At 70.5% G+C, this 25,858-nt stretch carries 15 protein-coding genes; 4 read left to right on the top strand and 11 right to left on the bottom strand.

Annotation, left to right across the window (positions count from 1 at the left end; all coding sequences use genetic code 11):
- Nucleotides 1-135 precede the first annotated feature (135 nt).
- Nucleotides 136-1,464, top strand: a complete 1,329-nt coding sequence (locus QOM21_RS09785) for a class I SAM-dependent RNA methyltransferase (protein ID WP_407549387.1) — start codon at nt 136-138, stop codon at nt 1,462-1,464.
- A gap of 911 nt (nt 1,465-2,375) precedes the next feature.
- On the opposite strand, the gene QOM21_RS09780 is transcribed toward QOM21_RS09785, so the two are convergent.
- A complete protein-coding gene (locus QOM21_RS09780) occupies nt 2,376-4,046 on the bottom strand; it encodes a TIGR04141 family sporadically distributed protein (RefSeq protein ID WP_407549386.1) in 1,671 nt (556 codons plus the stop codon).
- Between the two features lie 146 nt (nt 4,047-4,192).
- Here QOM21_RS09780 and QOM21_RS09775 point away from each other — a divergent pair, with 146 nt between their 5' ends.
- The gene (locus QOM21_RS09775; RefSeq protein WP_407549384.1) at nt 4,193-5,857 is read left to right on the top strand and encodes an N-6 DNA methylase; all 1,665 of its coding nucleotides are present in this window, start codon (nt 4,193-4,195) and stop codon (nt 5,855-5,857) included.
- A gap of 72 nt (nt 5,858-5,929) precedes the next feature.
- Here QOM21_RS09775 and QOM21_RS09770 read toward each other — a convergent pair whose 3' ends face one another.
- From QOM21_RS09770 to QOM21_RS09735, 8 genes are all read right to left on the bottom strand, one after another.
- Nucleotides 5,930-8,065 (bottom strand): UvrD-helicase domain-containing protein, encoded by a 2,136-nt coding sequence (locus QOM21_RS09770; RefSeq protein WP_407549382.1) that lies wholly within the window; start codon nt 8,063-8,065, stop codon nt 5,930-5,932.
- A 27-nt stretch (nt 8,066-8,092) separates the two neighbouring features.
- Nucleotides 8,093-9,418 (bottom strand): McrC family protein, encoded by a 1,326-nt coding sequence (locus tag QOM21_RS09765; RefSeq protein WP_407549380.1) that lies wholly within the window; start codon nt 9,416-9,418, stop codon nt 8,093-8,095.
- Nucleotides 9,415-11,214, bottom strand: a complete 1,800-nt coding sequence (locus QOM21_RS09760; RefSeq protein WP_407549379.1) for an AAA family ATPase — start codon at nt 11,212-11,214, stop codon at nt 9,415-9,417. Before QOM21_RS09760 ends, QOM21_RS09765 begins: the two co-directional genes overlap by 4 nt.
- Before the next feature lie 113 nt (nt 11,215-11,327).
- Nucleotides 11,328-13,838: an Hsp70 family protein gene (locus tag QOM21_RS09755; RefSeq protein WP_407549378.1), complete on the bottom strand. Its 2,511-nt coding sequence runs from the start codon at nt 13,836-13,838 to the stop codon at nt 11,328-11,330.
- A gap of 49 nt (nt 13,839-13,887) precedes the next feature.
- Nucleotides 13,888-14,475 (bottom strand): nucleotide exchange factor GrpE, encoded by a 588-nt coding sequence (gene grpE, locus QOM21_RS09750; protein WP_407549376.1) that lies wholly within the window; start codon nt 14,473-14,475, stop codon nt 13,888-13,890.
- Nucleotides 14,472-14,744 carry a hypothetical protein gene (locus QOM21_RS09745; RefSeq protein ID WP_407549374.1) on the bottom strand — a complete coding sequence of 91 codons (273 nt, stop codon included), beginning with the start codon at nt 14,742-14,744 and terminating at the stop codon, nt 14,472-14,474. The genes grpE and QOM21_RS09745 overlap by 4 nt, the downstream gene beginning before the upstream one ends.
- On the bottom strand, nt 14,741-16,936 hold the full coding sequence (locus tag QOM21_RS09740; RefSeq protein WP_407549373.1) for a hypothetical protein: 2,196 nt from the start codon (nt 16,934-16,936) through the stop codon (nt 14,741-14,743). The genes QOM21_RS09745 and QOM21_RS09740 overlap by 4 nt, the downstream gene beginning before the upstream one ends.
- Nucleotides 16,937-17,006: 70 nt before the next feature.
- Nucleotides 17,007-17,453, bottom strand: a complete 447-nt coding sequence (locus QOM21_RS09735) for an ATP-binding protein (protein ID WP_407549371.1) — start codon at nt 17,451-17,453, stop codon at nt 17,007-17,009.
- A 145-nt stretch (nt 17,454-17,598) separates the two neighbouring features.
- On the opposite strand from QOM21_RS09735, the gene QOM21_RS09730 reads away from it, so the two are divergent.
- Together QOM21_RS09730 and QOM21_RS09725 are read left to right on the top strand one after the other, a co-directional pair.
- Complete coding sequence (locus QOM21_RS09730; protein WP_407549369.1) at nt 17,599-18,456, top strand: Scr1 family TA system antitoxin-like transcriptional regulator; 858 nt, start codon at nt 17,599-17,601, stop codon at nt 18,454-18,456.
- On the top strand, nt 18,453-18,644 hold the full coding sequence (locus QOM21_RS09725) for a DUF397 domain-containing protein (protein WP_407549367.1): 192 nt from the start codon (nt 18,453-18,455) through the stop codon (nt 18,642-18,644). The genes QOM21_RS09730 and QOM21_RS09725 overlap by 4 nt, the downstream gene beginning before the upstream one ends.
- Before the next feature lie 58 nt (nt 18,645-18,702).
- Here QOM21_RS09725 and QOM21_RS09720 read toward each other — a convergent pair whose 3' ends face one another.
- Together QOM21_RS09720 and QOM21_RS09715 are read right to left on the bottom strand one after the other, a co-directional pair.
- Nucleotides 18,703-22,830: an Eco57I restriction-modification methylase domain-containing protein gene (locus QOM21_RS09720; RefSeq protein ID WP_407549366.1), complete on the bottom strand. Its 4,128-nt coding sequence runs from the start codon at nt 22,828-22,830 to the stop codon at nt 18,703-18,705.
- Nucleotides 22,830-25,811: a DEAD/DEAH box helicase gene (locus QOM21_RS09715; RefSeq protein ID WP_407549364.1), complete on the bottom strand. Its 2,982-nt coding sequence runs from the start codon at nt 25,809-25,811 to the stop codon at nt 22,830-22,832. Before QOM21_RS09715 ends, QOM21_RS09720 begins: the two co-directional genes overlap by 1 nt.
- Nucleotides 25,812-25,858: the final 47 nt, after the last annotated feature.

Raw genomic sequence — 25,858 nt, 5'->3', positions numbered from 1 at the left:
CGCCGGCAGCCCCCGACCCGGCTCCCGCCGCACGGCACGGGCACCGGACAACGGCACGTAGACTTGAAGGCTGTTGTCCCGCCGTACCCCGGTCGCGGCCCCGCCGCACCACCCCACCTCAGGAGCTCCGCCGCCATGCAGACAGAACCGAAGAAGTCGCTGGTCGGCGAGGAGTACGAGGTCGAGGTCGGACCGGTGGCCCACGGCGGCCACTGCATCGCCCGCACCGACGAGGGCCAGGTCCTTTTCGTCCGGCACACCCTCCCCGGCGAGCGCGTCACCGCCCGCATCACCGACGGCGAGGAGGGCGCCCGCTTCCTGCGCGCCGACGCCGTGGAGATCCACACCGCCTCCAAGGACCGCGTCGAGGCCCCCTGCCCGTTCTCCGGCCCCGGCAAGTGCGGCGGCTGCGACTGGCAGCACGCGGCGCCCGGCGCCCAGCGCCGCTTCAAGGGCTCCGTCATCGCCGAGCAGCTGGAGCGGCTGGCCGGCCTCACCCCGGAGGAGGCCCGCTGGGACGGCACCGTCGAGCCGGCCCCGGGTGACAAGGTCGCCAAGGGCGAGGTGCCGGCCTGGCGCACCCGCGTCCAGTACGCCATCGACGACGAGGGCCGCGCCGGCCTGCGCAAGCACCGCTCCCACGACGTCCAGCCCGTCGACCACTGCATGATCGCCGCCCCCGGCGTCTCGGAACTCGGCATCGAGTCCCGCTCCTGGCCCCAGATCGCCACCGTCGAGGCCATCGCCGCCACCGGCTCCCACGACCGCCAGGTCATCCTCACCCCCAAGCCCGGCGGCCGTCTCCCCATCGTCGAACTCGACAAGCCCGTCTCCGTCCAGCGCATCGGCGAGAAGGACGAGCAGGTCCACCGCGTCCACGGCCGCCCCTTCGTCCGCGAACGCGCCGCCGACCGCACCTGGCGCGTCGGCGACGGCGGCTTCTGGCAGGTCCACCCGAAGGCAGCCGACCTCCTCGTCGAGGCCGTCATGCAGGGCCTGATGCCGAAGAAGGGCGACATGGCCCTCGACCTCTACTGCGGCGTCGGCCTCTTCGCCGGTGCACTCGCCGAACGCGTCGGCGACAAGGGCGCCGTCCTCGGCATCGAATCCGGCAAGCGCGCCGTCGAGGACGCCCGCCACAACCTCCAGGACCTCGACCGCGTCCGCATCGAACACGGCAAGGTCGACCAGATCCTCCCCCGCACCGGCATCACCGACGTCGACCTCATCGTCCTCGACCCGCCCCGCGCCGGCGCCGGCAAGAAAACCGTCACCCACCTCGCCTCCCTCACCCCCCGCCGCATCGCCTACGTCGCCTGCGACCCGGCAGCCCTGGCCCGCGACCTGAAGTACTTCGCGGAGGCGGGATACGTACCGCGACGGATGCGGGCGTTCGACCTGTTTCCGATGACGCACCATGTGGAGTGCGTGGCGATCTTGGAGAAGGCGGGGAAGGGCGCCTGACCTGCGGGTTTGGGTGACGTGCGGTATTTGCGTTGTGGGCGTTACGGGCGATATCTTGACGCTGAAATGACGCTCATATGACGCTCGTTCTGATGAGGCGTCACCTGCCTGGCCGAGCAGGTCGCGAGTGGTGCAAGGCGCGGTTCCCGAGGTTTGTCTCTACGGAACTTGCCGAAGATTGGTCTGGTTTCGTCGTCCCTGATTGCGGCGGCGACCGGGCGTTGTCGAGGGCCGGCAGCCGCGATCCGGCCGATTTGGCGTCCCCGCGGACCCCGTGGAGGGGGCCGGCATCGACGGGGCGCTGCAGGTAGGCGACGCTGAGCGTTCGGGACGCTGATTCCGACTGGTCAGGCGTCCCCCACGGGGGCAACTGATCTGTTTTGCAGACTGTCTGAGCTATTAGCGGTGACCGAGGCAAGGGTGGATCGTTGCGTGCTTCGTGAGTTTTCGACGCGCGTATCGCAGTGACGTCTCGGATACCCACGGACGTTGATCGAGCCTATGTTCGCGGCCTGTCGAGCCGCCCGGACCGGCCTGGGAACGAGACGCCTGTTCGACGAGCCCGCAGTCTCGCATCCCAGCGTAACGAAGGTCTGGGCCGACAGCGGCACCAGCACAGCGTCTTCCAGCACGGAGTCGCCCGAGGATTCGACGTCGAGGTCGTGAAACGACCCGCCACCAAAGGACGGGGTGCATTCCCGTATGCGCTGGCCAGCCCGGGACTCCCAAGGGGAATTCCGGTCAAGGCCCTCAGAGGGCATCGCCGTGCAGTCCTCACCGCCGACGTCACAGCCCTGTTCTCGGAGGGCTCCAGACGATTCGTGCCCCGGGTGAGCCCGACGAGCAGGTTTTCGGCACGCAGCGCACGCCTGCCTCGGCGAGCGTCGATGGACCGTTGGTGTGGGGTGCCGTTACGCCGCGGTGGTCCGAGCGATCTCGGCTGCCGTCGGCACGGGAACGACCTCGATACTTACCCCGCGTGTGGTGAGCTCCCTTGCTGTCTGGTGGAGCGTGATTTGGGAGAAGGCGAAAAGCGAGTCGGGCGTGAAGGTGGCTCCGGACTTGTGCCGGACCGCAAGGACCAGCCGACGAGGTGTGAAGTCCTCGGCCAGCCTGATTCTCCTGTCGCTGTCCCGTGCGACCCGGCGGACGAACTGGCAGCGCGCCTCAGGTGAGTTGACGAGGAGTTCGACGGCGACCTGTGCTTGCCCGAGGAGGTGGCTGAAGGAGCCGGAGGAGCCGGACTGCTTGACCAGGATAAGGGTACCGTCCGGAGTCAGCAGGTCGCAGATTTCGACCCGGTCGGTGCGCTTGAGGGGGTTATTGATGAACTCGCCGTCGAGGAACAGCCATTCGGGCCGGACCTTTGAGACCGCTCGGTTGTAGGCGCGTTCGTTCGCGCCTTCGGGCCAGTGCGGCAGGCCGTACACGGAGGCATCGGTGAACAACTGTCGCAGGTTGTCTCGGACGGAGTCGATGTAGCAGGCGCCGAGCTCGTACCAGTCTCCGTCCAGAAGGCAGTACGTCCGTGGACCGAGGGAGACATCGGCCTGGATCCAGTCCAGGGCGTGGGTGGTTGCCAGTGGGACGGAGGATCTGGGCGACGGGTCGCGGTGGAGGGTCACCGTGCCGTCGCGCAGGGCGGCGATACGGGTGCCGGGGCGGTGGACCCTGGCCCGGGTGAGGACGTACTCCAGGTCGAAGTCGTCGCAGAGGTAGGCCTCGGTGCTGCCGATGCAGGTCCGGTATGCGGTGGCCTCGGCGTACGTCTCGTGCAGGTCGAGGGGTACGGAGGACGAGATCCGTCCGTCGGCGGGGGCGCCGAGCAGACGGTCGAGGGCGGCTTCGAGTGCGGCGCGGGTGACGGTGTCGGTGACCGGGACGATGTGGTCGACGAATTCCAGCTCGGGGTGCGGGATGTCGTCCTGGCAGACCCGGGTGATCGTGCGCAGGTCCTCGACCAGGTCGGCCGGCTCGATGCCGAGCGGGAGCCGCAGGCCGACACCGCCTTGGGCGGTGCAGGCCCGGCCGTTGGCGTGGCGGCTTCGGGTGAGCGGGACGTCGTCGAGGTGGCCGCCGAGGTGGCGGACCACCCGTGCCTGGTCGCGGATGCCGAGTGCCGGGACCGAGGTGCCGGCGGCTACCAGGGAGATGTCGGTGCGCGGCCGGCCGAGCGCTTTGGTGACGGCGCCGCTGATGTGCCGGGGGTCGATCATGCGGATGGCGAAGCAGAGGCCGAACCGCTTGTCCTTGAGGGCATCGGGAACCAGGCGGTAGCCGTTGCCGCAGGTCACGGCGTAGACCTGGCCGTCGACGGCGAGGAGCAGCAGGGCTCCGGTGCGGCGGACGGGTTCGAAGACCGTGATTCCGGTGGTACGGGCGTTGGGGGCGCACCAGGTGTCGGCGGCCTCCTCCTTGCCGTAGGTGAGGTAGATCGCGGGCGCGCCGAGGACCACGGGGTGGTGCAGTTCGGCTCCCAGCCGGTCGAGCTGTTCGTGGTCGAGGGCCTCGAACAACGCCTCGGGGGTCGGGGAGACGGTGGGGAGTCGATAGACGGTGCGGACTGCGGTGTGAGTGGCCATGGGAAGTTCTCCGAGCGTCTGCGGGGGCGAGCAAGAAGGCTGACGAAGTCTCACCTGTATACGCAGAACGATGACAGGTATCTGTGTACGTTGTCAACGTGATACTGGTGTTCTCATGGTCGTGCCACTGCGTGTACGGTGGCCGCATGTCGGACCAAGCTGCCCCCGCCACCGGCCCCCTCGTCACCGGATCAGAGATCGCGAGGCTGGCCGGCGTCACCCGCGCCGCCGTGTCCAACTGGCGGCGCCGCTACGAGGACTTCCCCGCGCCCTCGGGAGGTGGGGCGAGCAGCCCCCTGTTCGCGCTGGCCGAAGTCCAGGCGTGGCTGGAGAAGCAGCGGAAGGGGCAGGAGGTCTCGGTCGAGGTCCAGGTCTGGCAGGAGCTGCGGGCCGCCTACGGAGAGGACATGATCGCCGGACTCGCCGATGTGGCCGAGCTGCTCTCCGAAGCGCACGGTCGACGGCTGCCGGGGTTGCGCCTGCCGCGAGAAGCCGTGGCGCGCGTCCGTTCACTCACCGAAACCGAGCGGCCCGTTGACGTCGTGAACGCACTGACCGAACGGTTCGCCGACGCCGTACGGCGCGCCGGGTCGGATCAGGTGACGTCCCCCCGCCTGGCCCTCGCCGTACGACACTTCGCGCCGCCGCTGCCGCCCGGGGCGACGGTCTTCGATCCTGCCTGCGGCATCGGTCTGTTGCTCTTCTCCGTCGCCGGGCAGACCGGGGCGCTCTGCCGCGGGCAGGAGGCCGATGCCGACTCCGCGCGGCTCGCCAGGCTCCGTGCCGCCCTGTCCTCGATGCCCGACACCCGGATCGAGACGGGCGACTCGCTCCGCGACGACCGATGGCCCGACCTCCGGGCCGAACTCGTGGTCTGTGATCCTCCGGTGGGCGTCACCGGATGGGGCCGCGAGGAACTCCTTCTCGATCCACGCTGGGAACTCGGCACCCCGTCCAAGGCGGAGGGCGAACTCGCCTGGCTGCAGCACGCCTACGCACACACCGCGCCGGGCGGGCACGTTGTGATCGTGCTGCCCGCCTCGGTCGCCTACCGCAAGGCTGGGCGAAGGATCAGGGCCGAGCTGGTCCGCAGGGGCATCCTCACCCAGGTTGTCGCCCTGCCGCCGGGCACGGCCTCCTCGCATGCCCTCCCCGTTCACCTCTGGACTCTGCGTCGTCCCGGGCCGGCCGACGTCCCCCCGTCCACGGTGCGGGTGGTGGACCTCACCGCCAACGATCCCGACGGCAGCCTCGCCCCCCGCCCCGAGCAGATCGTGGACGTCCCTTCGATCAGTCTCCTCGACGACATGGTCGACCTCACCCCGGGCAGCCACCTCCAGGCCGTGCACCGCGACTACTCCGGCGAGTTCACGGCCCTCCGTGGCGATCTGGAGGAGCAGCTGCGCCGGCTGGCCGCACTGCTGCCTCAGCTACGGCCCGGTACGGGGGCAGGCTCGCTCGACGGTGCCACGGCGGGCGTCGCCGAGCTCCTCCGGGCGGGCCTCGTGACCTACGAAGGCCCGGAACCGGTCTCCGTCAGCGACCAGCTCGACACCGATTACCTCCAGGGCTTCCTGCGCAGCCCGGCCAACATCCGCCGTGCCACCAGTGCCTCCGGCACCTACCGGCTGGAGACCAAGGGCGCCAGGATTCCGCAGCTGGCCATCGAGGAACAGCGCCGCTACGGTGCGGCCTTCCGGGAGCTCACCGAATTCGAGGCGACGATGCGGGCCGTGTCCGAGCTCAGTCGCCGGCTCGCCGAGCTGGCCCGCGACGGACTCTCCACCGGCGCTCTGGCGCCGGAGGACTGAGGACATCCGGCGGGGCGGCTCTGGGAGGCGGAGCCGCCGGAGTGCCGGGGCCCGCAGCCCGGAGCCACCCGTTCACACCTGGGTCGGCAGGAACTCGCTCGGTCTTCCGGTCCAGCTCACGCTCAGTGCCTCGCGCGCCCTGGTGCAGGCGACGAAGAGCAGGCAGCGCTCGCGCAGGAGGTCGGCTTCGTGCTGCGGTGCGTCCGTCTCCAGCGGGGTGATCTCGCGGGCGAAGGGCACCGTTCCCTGCGTGACCCCGAGCACGGAGACCGCCCTGAACTCCAGCCCCTTCATGGCGTGCATCGTGGCCAGCCGGACCCCTGGCGTATCCGCGGCGACCTGCCCCTTCACTCGCACCACCGGGATCCCGGCGTCCTTCAGCCGGGACTCCGCCGCGTCCAGTGCCAGGTTGAACCGGGCGCACACCCCGATCTCGTGAGGTGCGAGCCCTTCACCGATCCAGGCCCGCACCCGGTCCACGAGGGCGGCGTACTCCTCCGGCTGGGTGGCGTACCCGGCGGCCTCGGGTCGGCGGCCGCGCAGCAGCGAGCGGTAGCCGGCCAGGGAGTCGGTTCCGTCGCCTTCCAGGGCGTCCACGCTGACCGGTGCGAGTAGCCGCGCCGACCAGACAAGGATCTCCTCGGTGGAGCGGTAGTTGAGACGCAGCCGGAAGCTGCGGCCGGAGGTGGCGATCCCCAGCGAGCCGAGTGACACCCGGGAGTCGTAGATCCGCTGGTGCGGGTCGCCGGTGAGGAACAGATCGTCGGGTCCGAGGGTGACGGCGGCCCGGAGCACCCGCCACTGCGCGGGGTGCAGGTCCTGTGCCTCATCCACCACGACGTGGTCGTACGGGGCCGGGCCGGCGGCGAGCAGATCGGCCGCCCGGGCACAGACCCGCAGGTGGGTGGTGGCACCGCGCTCCAGCAGCAGCTTCTCGAACCACTCGACGCCGTTCCACACGAGCCCGCGCCTGGCCGCTCCGAGGCCGGTGCCGCGTCCGCGCCGGCTCGCCGCGAGATAACCGTCCAGATCACGGATGTCCTGGCCGAGCACCACGTGACGGTACTCCTGCGCCAGGAAGCGGGCCTGGAACGGCAGATCCAGCTGCTTGACCGCCTTCTCCCAGAGCTGCCGCTGGTCGCGGTCGCCCACCGGCTTCGGGGTGACGCCGGTGTGCTGCCGCACCACGCCGTTGGCATAGGCGTCGACGGTCGTGACATCGACCCGGGAGAGGAGGAGTTCGTCGCCTTGGAGGAGAAGACCGAGCATGTCGCGCAGTCCGGCGGCCAGCGCGTTGGTGTACGTCGTCAGCAGGATCCGGCTGTCCGGCGACCGTCCCAGCAGGTGCCGGACCCGGTGCAGCGCGGCCACGGTCTTCCCTGTTCCCGGGCCGCCGGTGACCTGCACCGGACCGCCGTACGAGGTGCGGTGGGCGACCCGCCGCTGGGAGGGGTGCAGGAAGACCCGCCAGGCCGCGAACGGTTTCGCCAGGATCTCCTCCAGCTCCTGCGGGCCGGTGACGAGACGGATCCGGGCGGTGGTGTTGCTGATGACGGTGGCCAGGTCCTCGTCCGGCTCGGGCGGCGCGTCCACCGGGCGGCGCACGGCCACCACGTCCCGGTAGACCTCCTCCGGCGAGAATCCTTCCGCGAGGTACTGGAGGACCTCCAGCTGGTCCTCGGGCAGCAGCGTAGCGAACGCCTCCAGCTGCGCCTTGTCCGCCATCGAGCGCGCTGCACGCAACACCTGGGCGTCGATGCCCAGTTCGCGCAGGACTCCGTCGGAGACGCCGGAGAACAGCAGCTTCGGCGCCTTGCGGGACGCCGTCTCGTACAGCGGTGTCAGCTCGTCCAGTGCGACCGCGTCGCGTACCTCCAGGCCGCGGGTGGCGCTGTTCGTGCTGTACAGGCGTTTCGCCGCCCAGGTGTACGCGTCGTCGTGCGGCAGCACATGGACGAGGAGGAAGAGATCGCTGCCGTCGTCCGGCGCGAGGACCACGCCGCGCCAGAAGTCGGTGATCCGTATGGTGCGCATCCGCCGGTCACGGGCGTTCTCCACGGATTCCAGATGCAGACCTTTGTCAGCGTTGAGCTCGGCCACGGTCAGGGCCTGGAACTTCGTCATGGCCTTGCGGACGCCGGCTCTGACCGGCTTCTCCAGGGTGTCGAATCCGTCCCAGAAGCTCTGGGCGAAGGCGAGTCGGGGCATGGGCCGTGGGCCCCCTTTCCGTGGGTGTCAGGCGGTGGGCCCGGCCAGGCGGGCGGCGAGCTCCCGGATGGTCCGCAGCAGCGCCGCGGGTTCCGAGGTGAGGTCGAGGCTGTGCTGGAACAACCGCAGACCGCCGGTGCCGCGGACCTCGGTCGTCCGCTCGGGCAGGCGGCCCGCCGCGTACACCAGATGCGCCTCGCGCAGGCCGAGCACGGTGGCGTAGGCGAGCGCCTGGTACAGGTCGGCGTTCGGGTAGCCATGGGCCCGGTGGGACTTCTCGGTCTTGTACTTGGCGTCGACGACGGCGACAGGTGTACGGCCGTCCACGCCGTACACCACCAGATCTGGCTTCATCCGGACCTGGCCGCCCGGGTCGAGAGCGTGTACGTCCTGCAGCCGCGCCGTCAGGCCGTACTCCCGGAGGGCCTCGCGCAGTGCGACCGTCACGAAGTCCTCGAAGAGCTGGTGCATGTCGAGCAGGAAGCCGTCCAGGGCGAGCGGGCCGGTCCGGTGCTCCGGCGAGGTGGAGCGCAGTACGGCCTCGGCGAGCCGCAGGGCGGGCTGGTAGCGGGAGTTGAGACGGGATGGCTGCCAGTGCGGCAGGTCCTGGCCGCGGACCAGGGGACCGGCGTCCGCGAGGCGGATTCGCTGGTGGGCGAGACGGCGCCGCACCGGCCCAGGAACGGACGGCAGCCGCAGTAGCCGTTCCACCGCGGCGCGCAGGATGCGGTTCTCGGCGGTGTCGGCGGTGTACGCGTCGTAGACGATCTCGGCGGGCGGCATGCGGCCGAAGTGGAGCCGGATCTGCTCGGCCTCCCGCAGTCGGCCTCGTACCACCAGCGCGGACTCCGCCACCTCCCGGTAGCCCTGGAGGACCCCCTGCCGCAGCGCGCCGTCGATCTGCCGTTCCACCGCGTACGCGAGCGCGGGTACCACCTCGTCGTGCGCACCGGTGCTGACCGTGCCCTCACGGCTGTCGCGCCAGGCGCCAGCCGGGTCGAGGCTGAAGCCGAGCAGGAAGAACAGCCGCCCCACCGGTGTCTTGGGCGCGATCCGCAGGACCGTCCCGCCCGGCAGCCGGACCGCGCCGACCTGGTGGCCGGCCCGCAGTCTCCAGTGTCCGGGCCGCTCGGGGTCCGGCGCGGCGGCGTCGAGGAATCGCGCCGCGACGAGGGCCCGCCCGGTGGCCGCGTCCAGCGGTACGGACAAGGCGGCGCCGTACTCCCGCAGCGTGATCTCGCCCGGGATGTAACTGCATGCTGGGCCCGCGTCGTCTGCCGCGTTGCCGTCGGTGGTCGCGGCCGGGATGTCACTGTGCGCCAGGGCGGCGCCGCCCGCCGCGTTCCCGCTCATGACCGCCGGTTCCGCTCGCGCAGCGCGTCCAGGCCGTAGCGGGCGGCGATGTCGATGCCCTCGCCGTAGTGGTGCTCCTCAAGGAGAGGAAGGATCTTGGTGCGCCAGGTCCGGTCGAGGCCGCCCTCGCGGTATACGCCGGGCTTCATCAGGTAGGACGGGCCGATGGCGAAGTCGGGGTCGTCGATCGTCGTGTTGAGGGCGTCGAGCAGGCGGGCGGGCTCGGGGTCCTTGCCCTCGCGCTCCAGCCAGCGGGTGAGGAGGCCGGCGGTGGGCTCCACCCGGGGGGAGAGTTCCACGAACGCGAATCGGCGCCGCATCGCCGCGTCCACCAGCGCGATCGACCGGTCCGCGGTGTTCATGGTGCCGATCACGTACAGGTTCGGCGGCAGCCCGAAGTCGTCCCCGGAGTAGGTCAGGCGCACCGAGCGCTTGCGGTACTCCAGGAGGAAGTACAGCTCGCCGAAGACCTTCGCCAGATTAGCCCGGTTGATCTCGTCGATGATCAGGAAGTGCGGTACATGCCGGTTGCCCTCCCGCGAGGCGGTGTCGGCGAGCTCCCGCAGCGGTCCCGCCGTCAGCCGGAAAGCGACCTCCCGTGTCTCGGGGTCCTCGACCGGCCGGAAACCCTCGAAGAAGTCCTCGTACGCGTACGACGGATGAAACTGGACGATCTTGACTTGCTCAGGGCCGCCGCCGAAGTACTCGGCCAGCTTCAGCGCCAGATACGTCTTTCCGGTGCCGGGCGGCCCGTAGAGGACCATCTGCCGCTCGTCGAGAAGGAGTTCACGCAGCTCGTCGAGGAAGGAGCGGTCGTGGACGAGGAGCTTCCGGGCGAACTCGTCGGTGACCTCGGGGAAGGTCAGGACACGCTGCTCGGAGGATTCCAGGGCCTCCCCGGCCTGCTCCGGCGCTGTCCCCGGGCCGCCGGTGAGCGCGGTGAGCTGTTCCAGGACGGGGGTCAGGTCGACCACGTCGTGCTGGGCGGAGAGCTTCTGCTGCACCTCCTCCGGCAGCTCCTCGTACGGATGGGCGGTCTCTTGCCAGGCCACCGGGCGCCGGAGGTTGGAGAGCTCGCCGGGGGAGCCTGACTGCACCAGGTCGCCGGTGATCCGCCCGAGGTGGAGCAGGCCGTCGCTGAGGGTGGCGACGGTGTCGCCAATCCGCATCTGGGTGAAGAAGGCGTGCAGTTCGTCGACGAGACCGCGCTTCTGGTGGTACGTCGCCGAGCCCTCGTAGCCCTCCTCGACGAAGCGGCGCAGCACGCTCTTGGTCGGGTCGGGCTCGTCCACCTGCGGCAGGTGGGGTGCGTCGAGCGAGACGAAGCCCTCCTTCAGCCAGAGCCGGCGGACCAGGTTGTGGCCGGAGACGTTGTTCCCCCGCACCAGCCAGGCCTTCTGCGGGGCCCGCCAGCTCTGCGGCAGGAAGTCGCCCAGGCGGTGCCCGTCCTCGGCGCTGCGCCAGGTGCCGGGGCCGGTGGCTCCGTAGCCGAGGACCAGGGAGGCCGCGGCGGACGGCGAGTTGCACACGATGTCGCGGGACGCGGTCCAGGCGCCGGGGCGGGGACCGTCGGCCAGCGTTCCGTTCTCCCGCAGTCCGGAACGGAGCCGGCGAGCGAAGTCGCTCAGCCCCGGCCAGTCCTCCGCCGACACTGCCGAACCCGCGGTCACCAGGAACTTGTGCGAGCCGTTGTCGCCGGGCTCGACGAGCAGGAAGCCGCGAGCCTCCCCGGCGTCCTTGGGCAGGGCGATCCGGAAGTCCGGGAAGCCGGGAAGACGGTCGGGGAGCTGCGGCATGGGGACCTTCCGGGACGCGGGTGGTTCGGGTGGCACGAAGTGCGTTCCAGCCTACGTGTTGACGGTGTCAATCGGTACGTTCGGTGTGCTGGACGCTCACCACGCCCGTTCGGCTACCGGCGCTCGGGGAACACCTGGGCGCTGTCCCGCTGCTTGCGCGCCGCCAGGGCAGGCGCCTGCGAGTGACCGGCGAGCTCGTTCAGCTTCATGTGCAGCGCGTCCTGGGCGGCGTAGTCCCCGCGAGAGGCCGCGGCGCGCAGGTCGTCCCAGGCGGTCAGGACGGGACGGCGTACGGACTCCGGGAAGCGGCCGAGCTCGGCGTCGTGGGCGGCGAGCATGGACTGCCAGGTGGTCGTGTCGAGCTGCCGCAACAGGCTGCGGGCGTGCTCCGTCGCTGCCCGCATCGCGGGCAGATCCAGCCGCTCGCGTGCCGCGTCCAGGGCGCGCCGGGCGTCGGCTAGCTCTTCGGCCGGCGCGCCGAGGCCCAGCTCCCGGCCCCGGCGCGCGGCGACGGACGCGTTGGCCGACCAGCCGCGGGCGTCCCGGCACGTCTCCACCGTGTCGCGAGCCTCGTCGAGGAATCCGTCAAGGGACCGGCCGAGGGGTTCACCGCGCACGATCGCGGTGAGCTGCTCTGTCAGTTCGGCGAAGACGCTGTGCTCCGCCGCCGTCACCTCGTCGCCGAAATGGGCGACATGGGTACGGATCTCGTCGAGCAGTCGAGAGGCGTCGCGGCCGATGCCGTCGGCGACGGCGCTGCGCCGCAGCCGCGCGCCCAGCTCCTCGCCGTCGCCGATGCGGTAGGCGAGGTTCACGGTGCGGTTCTCGTCCAGTTGTACCCGGAGTGTGAGCCGCTCGACGCTGTCAGTGCCCCTGTCGAAGACATGCGTGTGCTCCCCGCAGAACTCGTTGCGGGCATGGGACTTCTCGTGCGGTCCTTCGACGATCCGGAAGGTCAGGGCGGGAGCGCCGTCCGGCCGGATCTGAAGGTTCTCGATGTTCTGCCAGTCGGTCGGGTACGTCGTTCCGGCGGTGAAGAGGACCGCGACGGTGCCGTCGTCGAGTGCCAGTCCCAGGTTCTGGGCGGTGACCTGCTCCGGCTGGTCGGTCTGGAACAGCGCGTCACAAGCCGAACACGCCGTCAAGCCGGCGGCGTTGACCATTTGACACTGGGGGCACTTCAGGCCACCGGCGTCCAGCGGCTGGTCGCAGTCCTGGCACACGGTGGCCGAGGTGGAGTTCTCCGGGCAGCCGCAGTGGGGGCACGCGGCGCGGGATGCGACGGGGGCGGCCGCCCGCAGCCCGGAGAGGCTGACGGCACAGACCGGACAGCTCGTGGTCCCCTCGGCGGCGGGCACATGACAGCCCGGACAGTCGACCGTCGCCATGCCGAGCAGAGAAGTGCCGCAGTCGGGGCAGGCGCTCTCGGTGAGCGGGATTCCGGTGGTCAGGCACGGCTCGGAGGGGCAGGCGAGAGCGGACGCGAGCCCGGCCTCGATGCCGGCGCCCAGCGCGACGGCGGACATGGGGTCGATTCCGCTGTGCACCTTCCCCTCGCCGAACAGTTCGGCCAGACGGCGGCGGACCAGCGGGATACGGGTCGAGCCGCCGACGAGCAGCACCTTGTCGATGTCCTCGGTCGTCCTGGACGCGTCGCGCAACACGCCGCGGGTGAGCTCCAGGGTGCGGTCGATCTCTGCGCCGATCAGCTCCTCGAAGTCGTCGCGGGTGACCTTTCCCGTCCAGGAGCCGCCGTTCTTTCCGAGCGGCGCGAGGATGATCTCCGCTGCGGTGACATCCGAGAGTTCGATCTTGGTGCGTTCGGCGGCGGCGCGGATGCGTGCCGCGTCGCCGGTCCCGGAGAGGTCACGGCCGCCGAGTCGCTTGTCGGTGAGCATCCGGCACAGCGCGGAGTCGAAGTCGGCCCCGCCGAGCGACTTGTCCCCGCCGAGCTTGTACACCTGGAAGTACCCCGACCCGATGACCAGCAGGGACACGTCGAAGGTACCGCCGCCGAGGTCGTACACGAGCACCGAGCACATGTCGTCGTCATCCTCGACGAGGCGCTCCACCCCGAAGGCGTGGGCCGCCGCGGTCGGTTCGGGCAGGATCCGTGCGACGGTGAAGCCCGCAAGCTCCCCGGCTTCCCGCACCGCCGCGTACTGCGGTTCTGTGAAGTACGCCGGGACGGTAATCACGGCTCGCGGGAAGGGTTCGCCGGCGGTGTTCTCGGCGTCCGTGCGCAGCCGTCGCAGCAGGATCGCCGAGATCTGTACGGGCGTCAGCCAGTGGGCGCCGAGCTGGATCTCGACCCCGCCGTCCGGGGACTCCCGTACCGGCGGTGCGTCCGCGGGCCGCTCTTCGAGCAGCCGCTGTACGTCGGCGTCGGCGTGGCGGCGGCCGATCAGCCGCTTCACCTCGGTGATCACGGAGCCGGGCAGGTGGTCGCGCACGCCGAGCGCCTCGCTGCCCACCAGGAGGGATCCGTCGGCGCCTGTACCGACGGCGGACACCGTGGCCTGCTCGTCGTGGCGGTTGGGGAGGACCACCGGAACGCCGCCGTCCATCCAGACGGTGACGGAGTTGGTGGTGCCGAGATCGATTCCGAGTGTGCGGTACGGCATGACGTGGCCTTCGGGTGGCAGGGACGGGAGCGGGCGGTGTGGAGCGGGTTCAGCGGCGGCGCTTGGAAGGCTTGTGAGGCAGCGGCTGCCGGCGCCGGGCGCGGCTGGTGCGGCGCGGCTGGTTCCGGCGCTCCCGCGTGGTCCCGCCGTCGGAGGGCCCGGCGGATGCCGCCTGTTCGGTGGCGGGCGCGGGCCCGGGTACGGCGAGGACAACATCGGCACGGCGCAGGCAGTCGGTCCCGTAGCGGAAGCCGGTGACGGTCTCCCGCAGGACGGTTCCCTCGGGGGCGGTCGGATGCGGTTCGACGCCCGTCGCCCGTGCCTCCACCGGGTCGGGGATCTTCCCGATGAGGTCCATCGGATGCACGCCGTGGCGGGCGAGTTCGGCCCGGAGCATCCGGTGGGCGGCGTCCGTCTGCTGTTGCACGGCGGCTGCGAGCTGTCCGGTACGGCCTGCTCCGGAGCGGGCGAACTGCTCGGACCGGTGCGCCGTGTCGGCGAGGAGATCGTCGAGTGGCAGCAACGCGGTGAGGAGGTCGGTCAGTTGGGCCACGGCCTCTTCACGTTTGCGGGAGAGGGCCGCGACGCGAACGCGCAGTTTGCGCAGCTCGTCGGTGCCGGGCGGGGGAGTGGTCACTTGGATGCGGGACCTTTCGGAGCGGCGGACGCCGGGAGGGGAGGAGTGAGCAGTTCGCTGACGAGGGCGTCGCCCGGGGTGCGGGCCGCGTCGTGGGCGGCCTTCAGGGCGCGCTCGCGGTCCGTGTCCCGTGCGCGGCGGGCCCGGGAGACCGCCACGCCCGCCGCCTTCGCGAGGTCCCCCTGGCCGATGCCCGGCCGGGCATGCGGGAGGAGCTCGAACACGGTGGGGCCGAAGGAGGGCATCGGTGTGCGGGGGTGCGCGGTCACAGGGTCTCCTGGATGTACGGCGGGTCGTCCGGGTCCGGTGTTCCAGGTGAGTCGAAGAGGCCGGGGAACATCATCGGTTCGAGCGGGAGGGAGGTCTGCCGGCCGGTCTCCAACCCCAGCGCGGACGCGGCGCGTTCGTCGCGTACGGCACCGGCGCGGTCGCCTTCGGCACGGCGGTCGCGGGCGCGCCGGTGGTATGCGACGGCAAGAAGCTGGTCGTACGCCGCGGAGCGGCCCGGCGTGATCAGCAGTCTGACCTGGAGGTCGATCAGTTCGGACCAGCGTCCGGTGTCGACCAGTTCCCCGGCGAACGGCACGACGATCTCCAGTGCCTGCCACTCCGCCTCCGCCCCGGTGAGCTGTGCGAAGGACGCGGCGGCGGAGAGCAGCAGGGGCACCTGCTGGGTGTAGTCGCCGGACCGTGCTCCGAGCTGCCGGACGGCCGTGTCGTGCAGGAGGCGGGCGATGTCACCGTCGTCGACCTGTTCTCCCCACTCGTCCTCGGAGGGGCGGCCCTTCCGCAGTTGCCGCAGGACCCGACGGGCCTCGCTCTTCTTCCCGTCGAGCGCCTTCCGCGCGGTCCGTTCAATTATCCGGTCGCAGTACCAGGAGTACACCTTGTGCAGATCCTCGGCCGGGTTCTCCGCACGGAACCCGCGGTGCAGAAGTTCCCCGACCCGTTGCAGGCCGGGCTGCCTGCCCGGCCTGGTCCCCGTGACGACGGCGGCGACATCGGCGAGTTCCAGTACGTCCAGCGCCTCCTGTGCCGCGGGATCGCCAGGATGTACATACAGCGCCCGCTGGAAGCGCGCCCGGCCCTGATCTCTGTCGTTCCTCCGCAGTGCCTCCGTGCCGCGCCGGACCAGGGCGGCTGCCAGCTCCTCGGCCAGGGGGCCGTCATCGGGAGCGAGTGCGTGCGCGGACTCCAGCCAGTGGGTGCGCTGGACGAGCGTGGCCTGCTGGTAGCCGTTGCCGTCCTGGCCCGCGCTGAGTCCGGCTTTGCGGACCATCTTGTGCAGCCCATGGTCGATGACGTAGCCGAGGCGGGCGGCCGAGGTGAGGTCGGCGAGAGTGTCCTGCCACGCGCCCTTCTCGAACTGCTCGTGTGCCCTGGCGGCCAGGGCCTTGGCGAGGAGTGGTGCACAGGCCTTGTGGGTGTCGGACCCCGCCTGCCAGGTGGCAGGTTCGCCGTGACGGCGGGTGTACGCGGTGAGGAGTGCGCGGTGTTCGCCGAAAACCTCCAACTGCTCGGCGGCCTTGTCCACGGTGACGGGTGAGCCGTCCCAGGGCCGGCCGCCGAGCAGCAGCCCCAGGCACGGGGGAGTGGTGCCGCGTGTGGGCGGCTGCCAGGTGTCGACCGGGCACCGGCAGTCGAAGCCGTCTCCGCAGCTGCCGAAGCACTCCTCCATCCGCAGATAGGCGCGTTCGCCCCGGACGAGCTCGCCGCTGTACTCGTACGCCTCGACGTTCCAGACGGTGTCCCAGCCGTCGAGGACGTCATGGCCGTCGCGTTCGTCGACGGACCGGAACGCCGTACGGATCCGGTTCGTCAGCGTGTCGCACGCGGACTGCCAGTCCTTGGCGCCGAGGGGGGTGCCGCGCCGGGCGGTCACCAGGTTCTCGAAGCCGAGCGGGTCCTCGTCGTCGAGCAGCAGGTGCCAGACGGCGATGGCGAAGACCGCGTGAGCCGGATCGACCTTCTCGCTCTGGGTGAGCGACCTCAGCGTGCCGACCGCGAGCGCGTGCACCAGGGCGGTGCGGCGGTTCCCGGACGGGTCGGGGACGGCGTCGAGGGCCTCGCCGATCGCGCCCTGGCGGGCCGCCTGCCACACCAGTCGCCACAGCGCGTGTGCCGGGCAGCATCGGCAAGGCGTCTTGCCGGACGTGGCGTCCGGGGCGTCGAGTACGGTGCGGACGTCGCAGCCGCAGCCGAGGTCGCAGGGCTGGTCCTCGCCGCTCGTGGGCGGGGTGCCGCCGAACACCGCGAGCCAGCGGTGGACCGCCTCGGGCCAGTTGCCCGCGCGTTCGGCGAGCAGGGCGCGCAGTGCGTCGTAGGAGGCGCGGTCGTCCACGGGGAGGCCGGGACGGTCTGTGGAGATCCGGTCCAGCAGGTTGAGCGTGCGCGCGAAATTACCCGTGCCGTAATCGAGTTCGGCCTGACGGAGCATGCGCGTGGCGTCGGTGGTGTTCAAGCGGGTCCCCCATGTGCACGTGGTGCGCGGTTGACCCTATGTGGCGCCTGTTGGCTCGGTCAACGGACCGTCAGATACCGGACGGAGTGGCCAGTTCCGCTCGTACGGTCTTGCCGCCCGGTGGGCGTGGGACGGTCTCGCAGTGGTCGGCGAGGAGGGTGACGAGGGTCAGGCCCCGGCCGCCGGTGGAGAGGTCGGGGTTCTCGCCGGCCGTTCGGGGGAGGCGGTCGCCGCGGGCGTCGGAGACCTCGATCAGGAGGCGGCCGGGAAGTGGCGACTGTGTGCAGGTCAGGGCGAGTTCGAAGTTGCGGCCGGGGACACGGCCGTGCAGGACGGCGTTGGCGGCGAGTTCGGCGACGACGAGTTCGGCACGTTCCGTGACGTCCGGAGGAAGGCCCCAGGCGTGGAGTTCGATGACGGCGAGGAGTCGGGCGAGACGTGCGCCGCGACGGGTGGAGGACAACTGCTGCCTGAACGTCCGGGTGGAAGGGGTGAGTTGGGGTGCGGTGCGGTTCATGGGGTCAGCGTGGCCCGCGCGGGGGTGGGGCGGCGAGAGGGGAGGCCCGTACGGGAGGCCACCGTACGGGCACGCAGGGTGGACGGTACGGGGCGTAAGCCGTCACTGTGGGTGCGTGTGATCGTGCGGGAGGAAGAGGCGGCGGATGGCCAACGTCGGAGAAGGGGCCGGTGCGTTCTCGGAGGGAGAGCGGGAACCGCATCCGTTGGACAGTCTGCGGACGTTCGGGGCGGTCGTACAGGCGCTGCGCGAGCATGCGGGGCTGAGCCGGGTGGAGTTCGGGGAGCGGGTGCGGTTCTCGAAGCACACCGTGGAGTCGGTGGAGCTGGGGCGGCGGATGCCGGACGAGTTGTTTGTGGAGCGCGGGGAGGAGGCGACGGGGAACACGGGGGCGTTGCGTAGGGCGGCGCCGTACCTGTCGCGGGGCGAGGTGGGGTTGGCGGCTTGGTTCCGGGAGTGGGCGCGGTTGGAGCGGACGGCGGTGAGTCTGTGTACCTATGAGTGCAGGCTAGTGCCGGGGTTGTTGCAGTCGGAGGCGTATGCGCGGGCGGTGTTCGAGGGCACGATTCCGGTGGTGACGGACGAGCGGCTTGAGGCGCTGCTGGCGGCGCGGGCGGAACGGCAGCGGATGCTGGTGGAGCGGCCGACGACGTTATTCAGCTTCATCGTCGAAGAGCATGTTTTCCGGCGGCGGTTCGGGGATGCGGAAGCTATGTGGGGAATGCTCGATCACGTGCTGGAGCTGACGTCCCGACGCAACGTGACGTTGCAGGTGGTTCCCTTGGACTCGGCGCTGCACGCGTGCCTGGATGGGCCGGTGCGACTGCTGGAGACGCCGGAGCGGCGGCGGGTCGGATACGCCGAAGGGCAGCAGAGCGGCCGACTCATCTCCGACGCGAATGAGGTGAGCCTCCTCCACCAGCGCTATGACACACTGCGCTCGCAGGCCCTCAATCCACAGGAAACCAGGGCCCTCTTGGAGAGACTGCGAGGAGAGCGATGACGAGCGGTACGGCGGAACTGTTCTGGTTCAAGTCCAGCTACAGCGGCAGTCAGGGTGACGACTGTGTCGAGATCGCAATCGCCGAACAGGCCGTCCATGTAAGGGATTCCAAGGATTTGGCTCGTCCGGCCTTCGCTGTCGGTCGCGACGGGTGGGGTCAGTTCGTACGGTTCGCGTCGGAGCGCTGATACGTCGAGGGGCGCCGTCCGCTGGGTAGCGGGCGGCGCCCCTCGCGTTGTCAGGGCGTCAGTCGTCCTGGCGGGCCGGGTGGCGCGGTCCCTGCCCTGGGGGCGGGTTGAGCGTGGACCGGTACGTGCCGGAGTCGCTCTCGTCGAGCGAGGTCTCCAGGGTAAGGCCGGCGGCGGCCATGCGGTCGTACTCGGCGAGGATCAGGTCCTTGGTGCGGTAGGTGCCGTGGGCCGCTTCGTCCTTGCGCTTCACGATGGGGAAGGTGTCGAGGATGTACGACACGTTGTCACGCGTGATGCCGTAGAGGTGGAAGAAGAGGGCGTCGAGTTCGGCGCGGATGATGGTGCGGCGGGAGTCGTCCCAGTGGAAGGGGGCGCCGGTATCGCCGAGGTCGCGGGCGAAGGGGGCCATATCGTGTGCGGTGTAGGTGAGTTCGAGGAGACGGGGCAGTAGGAACGTGGTATGAGGTGCGAGCTGTTCTGGGGCGGCCGCCGGGAGTTGGAATGTAGTGAAGTAGTTGAGGTGCGTGCTGCCGGACTTCTGCCGCGTCGCAAAGTCGAAGACGAACGATGACAGGCATGCCAGAAGGCTCGCGGGTGTCCCCTGAGTGGGGAACATGAGGAAAGTGGTGTTCGGCACCGAAGCCAAAGGGAAGGCGAAGTTGATCATTGTGCGCTCGTCGTTGGGTCGGCAGATATCACGCCACCCCAGCAGCCATTCCCGCCCCCAGCCTTTGGCCGCTAACCGGCTTTGTACACCAGAAGCCTTGACTTCCTGTCCATGCTTGTCGAACTTTCCGCTCGTGACGTCCTGTTCGGGCGCCCAGTAGCGGGGCAGCACCACGGTGGTCGGGTCCTGCTTCTCGATGAGCGCGAGGTCGCGGGTGTTCTCCTCGTCTGCGTACGTCGCCCAGCGGTGGTCGAAGTGGTGGAGCATCTTCGCCTCGTACATTGGCAACAGTCGTTCTTCCCCGCGCACGAGTACGTTTCCATCGATTCGCCACCCATCGGCCAGCATCGACTCAAGCGTCTCGCCGTTGGCGGCGGAGGGGCGGAAGAGGTGGGAGTCGTTGGACATGTGGAACATGGTCATGAACGACACGCCCCACGGATTGCCGTTCACCTTGTCCGACTCCTTGAGAAGGACCGGCACCCGGCGGTAGATACCGAGGGTGATCTCGGCGTCGCGGCGGGAGCGGAAGACCGGGCAGGTACCGGTGTTGGGGTTGAGGAGGGTGATCTCCTCGGGGGTGAGGGCGAAGACCCTGTTGGGGGCCTCCAGCTCCGCCGGGTCGTGGGCGAAGAAGGCGAATCGGGCGGCTGGTTCACGCAGTGAGCGGCCTGCCAGGGACAGCACACAGAACTTGAACGAGCGGTGCACGCCGGGGAAGAGCGGCTGCGCGTTCTCGAAGTCGAACAGCGCCGCCAGCGACCCCGCCGACACCAGGTCCTTGAAGAAATACTGCGTTGTGGCGTCGGTGGCAATTCCAGTCGGAACGACGACGCCAGTGCGTCCGCGAGGCCCGGTCAATGTTCGGCTGCACTCTGCAAACACCGCATAGGTGTTGATGTCGCCACGTCCTGTGAGGGGATTACGTGCGCTGTTGCGGAGAAAGCGACTCTCTCCTTCCGCGCGCCGCTTGGCGAGCTCGAACTCCGCATATAGATCTTGACCGCCATTTGCGGTATCGCCCTTGAGCTGTGCGATTAGCGTCTTGCGGGCCGCTGCATTTGATGCCTGTGCAATCTCCAGCGACCGATGTGCGAAGAACTCCTGCTCGGCAAGCTTGACGCGCTCCCACGGCGGATTCCCCACCACCGCGTCGAACCCACCGGCCCACCCCGTCGCTGGATCGACGCCCGCCCCCGACTCGGGGACGGCGAACACCTCCGGGAACTCCAGATGCCAGTGGAAGAACCGGTACCGCTCGCTCAGCGCGAGCACCTCCGTCAGCGTCGCGTCGTTCACCCCCGCCGTGTCCCCGGCGAGCAGGCCCCGTACGACGTCGTGCGTCGGCGCCTCCGGCGCGCCCGGCTGCTTCGGCCAGACGAAGGCGGCACACCACGCGTCCGCCGTCTCACGGTCGCGCGTGTACGCGGCGGAGCATACGTACGCCTTGTACGCCGCCTCCTGGGCGTTGACCTCAGTGAGGTAGTCGGACGGAGCGTTGGTGATGCGGCTGAGCTGAGCCGCGAGCCGCGCGTTGCTCGGGACCGTGACCTCGGACTCGGCGAACAGGTCGCCCTGGCCGCCGCGTTGGGCCTTGTTGCGCTTCTTGAGGGCGGCCGCGTACTTCTTGTCGTCGCCCGCGATCGCGTCGAACGCCTCGTCGGGCACCCCACCCGCGAGGAGCGACGGCGTCGTGCCGAGGAGTGCGTTGCCGTACCGCACATGCGCGGCCAGGAACCCGAGCGCCTTCCCCGGCTCCATCGCCTCCAGCCACAGCGACACCTTCGCCAGCTCTACCGCCATGGGGTTGAGGTCGACACCGTAGATGCACCGCGCCACCACCTCCCGCAGCGCGTGCCGCACCGCGTCCACCGTCGGCTCCGGGTTGTGCTCGCGCACCGCCGCGACCCGCTTGGCGATCCGTCGCGCCGAGGCGACCAGGAAGTGTCCGGAACCGCACGCCGGGTCGCACACTGTCAGGCCCAGCAGCTCCGCGACGATGTCGTCCGCCGGATCGGGACGCCCGCCGGCCGAGGCCCGCTGCTCGCCGCGCTTGACCGCGTCGTCGATCACCGGGTCGAGGGTGGTGTCGAGCAGGCACTCGATCAGCGACGACGGGGTGTAGTAACTGCCCGTCGTCTTACGGCTGTTGCCCGCCACTTCGACCAGCTCGAACGACCGGTCCGCCGCCGAGTGCTTCGGCTCCAGTTCGAGCAGCGACTCGTACACCGAGCCGAGCTCCTCCGCGTCCAGGTGCCGGTAGTCGACGGCCCGCCACCGCCGCGCCCCCGGGTCATGGACCTGAGCCAGATACCCGACGGCCTTGAGCAGCGACTCGTTGGACAGCTTCAGTCCGGTAAGCGGCGCGTCCGCCTCCGTACGCGAGAAGAGCCCGCCGAGGCCGGGCAGGCCCAGCTCGGGCCGACCGCCCTCGGTGCCGAGCGCGTCGAGGACCAGGCGCAGCGCCTCGTACTGGTCACCGTGCGCAGTGCCCTGGCGCCGCCGGGCCCGCCTGCGCAGCCGGTCCGAGGAGAAGTACCGGGCGTACGCGTTCTTGGCGGCCTCATCCGCCGCCGGGTCGAGCAGCGCGTCCCGGTCCTCGGCGACGAAGACGAAGAGGAGCCGGTAGACGAGCCGGAGGAGCGCCGCCTGCAGCGCCTTCGGGTCGGTGTCTTCGCGCAGCCGGCCGTTGTCCGGATGCCGCAGGAACCCCGTACCGAGCACGGTCAGTGCCTGCTGGACACCGAGCCGCAGCTGGTCCAGGGCGCGGGCGCCGGAGGTGACGGCTTCGGTCCGCCACTTCTCCAACCAGCACTCGGACGGCGCCGCCCCCTCCGCCACCTCGAACCGCGACGCGTGCAGCACGCAGTACAACAGCACGAACTCGCTGAACAGTTCACCGTCGAAGATCGCCTCCAGGTCGAACTCGACGTACGCGGCCGTCGCGAAAGACGACGAGTCGCGAAGCAGCCGCAGTGTTCGACCGTTGGTGAGGACCGCCCACAGATGGGCCTCGGTCCGGTTGAGGCAGTCCTGGACGAGGGACTGCGGCGGCACCTGCCCGGCCGCCGGCCGCTTGTCCGGTTCCTGGTTCCAGGGGATCAGGTGGAGCAGCGCGGGCCCGTGCCGGTGCGAGAGACGGAATCGGGTCTCCGTATCGGAGTCGGCGGGGATGCCCTCCGGGCCGACCTCCGTCAGCGCCCCGAAGTCGAGCTTGCGGAAGAGCTGGGAGAGCCAGTCGGAGGAGGCCCGGCCGGTCGGGTCGGCGGCGGGCGCGCCGGTCTTCGGGTCGGCGGGCAGCGCGGCGCGCAGTTCGCGCCAGAGCGGCTTGAGGTACTCCCAGGCGCGCTCGGCCTCGTCGCGGACGGTGACCGAGCCCGGCAGCCCGTAGTCCGCGGACTTGGTGCCCGGCAGGTTCCGTGCCTCGGCGATGCGGACGAGCATGTCGCCGGGGAGCAGCCCGCCGACGGTGGTGACGGCGGTGAAGACCGGTGCGGTGCGGGTGGCGGCGGACATCAGGCTTCGGCTCCGGTCACGGTAGAGGCGGAAGAGGTAGCAGGGGCGGATACGGCGGCGGGCTGCTGCGGCAGATACACGTACACACCGAGTACGTCGGCGGGCTCCTGCGGGACGACCTTCAGACCGCGGACGATCTCTGCACGGTCGCTGGTGTCGGCCTTCCGTACCCGGCGGTGCGAGGCGTTGAGGTCGGCGGCGAGGGCGACACCGTACTCGGTGATGTGGCCGGACAGTTCGGGGAGTCCGTCCAGGGTGCGGGTGATCTGGTTGCGGGCCAGCTGCTCGTGGGTGTTCGTGGCGGCCCGTGCCCCGAGGAGCGCCGCTGCCGCGTCGTCGTCGAGCCAGCGGGCCCGGGACGGCAGGCCCTCGAAGGCGAGCAGCCGGGCGTCCTCGGCGACGATCTGCCGCACCCCGGTACGGGACGGCAGCGTCAGGTGGAAGCGGTAGCGGACCAGGAGCAGGGTGGTGCGGATGGTGACCGCGTCCGTGGTGACGACGCCGCAGCGGCGGGCCGGGCGCGGGCCCGGAGTGTTCGCGTCGAGGGCCGAGTCGAGAACGTACGAGGCGAGCGCGCCGACCGCCGGGTCGGTGCGGACCAGGGCCGCCTCGCCGCGCCCGATCGCCGGAGAGGTGCGGAACGGGATCTCCCGGTCCTCCTCCACGATCCGCCCCCCGAGCACCGCCGCGAGACCGTCGCGCACGCCGGCCGGCGTACCGCCGACCTGCGCGGCGAAGTCGCCGGAGCCGTCGCGGGGGTCACGGACCTGAGCGTCAAGGTCGCGCAGCGCCTCCAGCACGAAGTCGCGGACCTCCTCGGAGCCGCCGAGCGCGGCCCGTACGGCGGTCACCTCGCGGGCCACCTCCTCCGGGTGGATCGCGCGCTGCGCGTACTTGGAACGGGAGGTCCGCTCGCGCTCGGCGGCCGAGTTCCACTCCCGTTCCATCCGGTCGAACGACTCCTGATGCCCGTCGAACTCGAAGAGGCTCTCCTGGGTGCCCTGCCTGCCGTGCAGGAGCAGCCACTCGACCACCGCGTCGGTGACGCCCGAGGCCGTCTCGTCCGGGACGGAGACCGAGATGCCGAGGTCCTTCTTGATCTGCCGGTGTTTGGCGAAGAGGACTTCGAGGACCTTGCCGTCGATGCCGTTGTCCTCGCCGAACATGGTGATCACGCGGACCTGGTCGCGCTTCTGCCCGTACCGGTCGACGCGGCCTTCCCGCTGGTCGTGCCGGGTCGGGTTCCACGCCAGGTCGTAGTGGATCACCGCGTCGAAGGCATGCTGGAGGTTGACGCCCTCGGAGAGGCAGTCGGTGGCGATCAGGACCCGACGGACAGCCGGGTCGTCGGCGTCCTCGGCGGCCAGCTTCTCGATGCGCTCCAGACGCTGCTGCGGGGAGAGCGTGCCGGTGACGGCGGCGATCCGCGTCTTCGTCCCCAGCTTCTTCTCCAGGTGCGTCGCCAGGTACTCGGCGGTGGGGATGTAGCGGCAGAAGACGATCGGGCTGTAGCCGTCCGCGATCAGCGACTTGAGATGGGCGGTCAGCGCTTTTAGCTTGGCGTCCGATGCGGGGCCGTACAACTCGGCCGCACGCGCGGCGAGTTCACGAAGCCGCGGGTCGCCCTGCTCGCTCTCCGCCGCGCCCGGCGCGACGTCCATGCCCTCCAGCCGGTCACTGTCCGAGGAGTCACGGGTCAGCGGCGCACCGAGGGCGTCCGCCTCGACGGCGGTCCGGGCGGCGGCGGACTCGGAGCGGGTCTCCAGGGTGCGGGCCGCGGCGGCGGGCGAGGACACCATCGACCGGAGCAGCGCGATCACCGACCACCAGGCGATCCGGGCCTCCCGCTTGCCCTGGCGACCGGCGGTCTCCACCCGGTCCGCGGCGTAGGCGATGGCGTCGTCGAGCAGCGCCCGGTAGGCGGGGGTCAGCTTGTACGGCTCGTCCTTGGTCCACCGGTCGGAGGGGAACGCGGTCCGCTCGACGAGGGAGTCGTCGGCGAGACCGTCCTCCTTGGTGAGGTACTGGCGCACGTCGGCCCGCTTACGGGCGACGAAGTGCTCGGCGAGACGGGCACGGCCCGCCGGGCTCTCCAGATCGACCGTGGCCAGGTCCGGCCGGACGAGACCGAGCAGATTGCGGAACGCGGACTCCTTGCCCGAGTGCGGGGTGGCCGTGAGCAGCAGCAGATGCCGGTCCTCGTCGGCCGCGACGCGGCGAAGCAGTTCGTAGCGGAGCTGACTGGTGGCCGAGGAGGAGGCCGGGCCCTGCGCGTCGTCGGCCGCGACGCAGGTGTGCGCCTCGTCCACCACCACCAGGTCCGGACAGTTCCGTACGAAGTCCTCGCGGTGGCGGGTCGACTTGATGAAGTCCGTCGAGATGATCGTGAAGGGGTGCCGGTCGAAGAGCGACTGCCCCAGTTCCAGGCCGCGCTCCAGACGCGACACGGTGGAGGCGAGGACCAGCTCAGCGTCGATACCGAACTTTTCCCGCAGCTCCCCCTGCCACTGCTCGGCGAGCGAGGGGGAGCAGAGCACCGCGAGGCGGCTCGCCTCGCCCTGCGCGAGGAGCTCCTTGACGATCAGGCCGGCCTCGACGGTCTTGCCGATGCCGACGTCGTCCGAGATCAGCAGCCGTACGGTGCGCTGCCGCAGCGCCATGAGCAGCGGCACCAGCTGGTAGGCGCGCGGCTCCACGGCGATCGACGCCAGCGCGCGGAAGGGCCCGGCCCCGGAACGGAAACCGATCCGCAGCGCGGTCCGCAGCAGGCCGGCCGCCCGCTGGTCACCCAGGTCGGACGGGCTCGGCGCCGCGAACTGGGCGGGCCGCACCTCCTCGAAGGCGGGAAAGACCGCCGCGACGTCGTCCTCGCCGCCGCCCAGCGGGCGCAGCACCAGCATGCCGGAGGCGCTCTCGGGGAGCACCACCCATTCCCGGCCGCGGGCGTTCACCAGTGAACCGGCCGTGTACGTGGGGCTCATGGGTCTCTCGGTTCCTTCGGGGTCGGCGGGGTGGAGTGGTCGGGGTG

Origin of the sequence: Streptomyces sp. Pv4-95 (assembly GCF_045782725.1) — a bacterium.
In the GTDB taxonomy this organism is placed as follows: Bacteria; Actinomycetota; Actinomycetes; order Streptomycetales; family Streptomycetaceae; genus Streptomyces.
The sequence above is the reverse complement of the archived record's forward strand: the minus strand, read 5'-3'. Positions and strand labels throughout refer to the sequence as shown.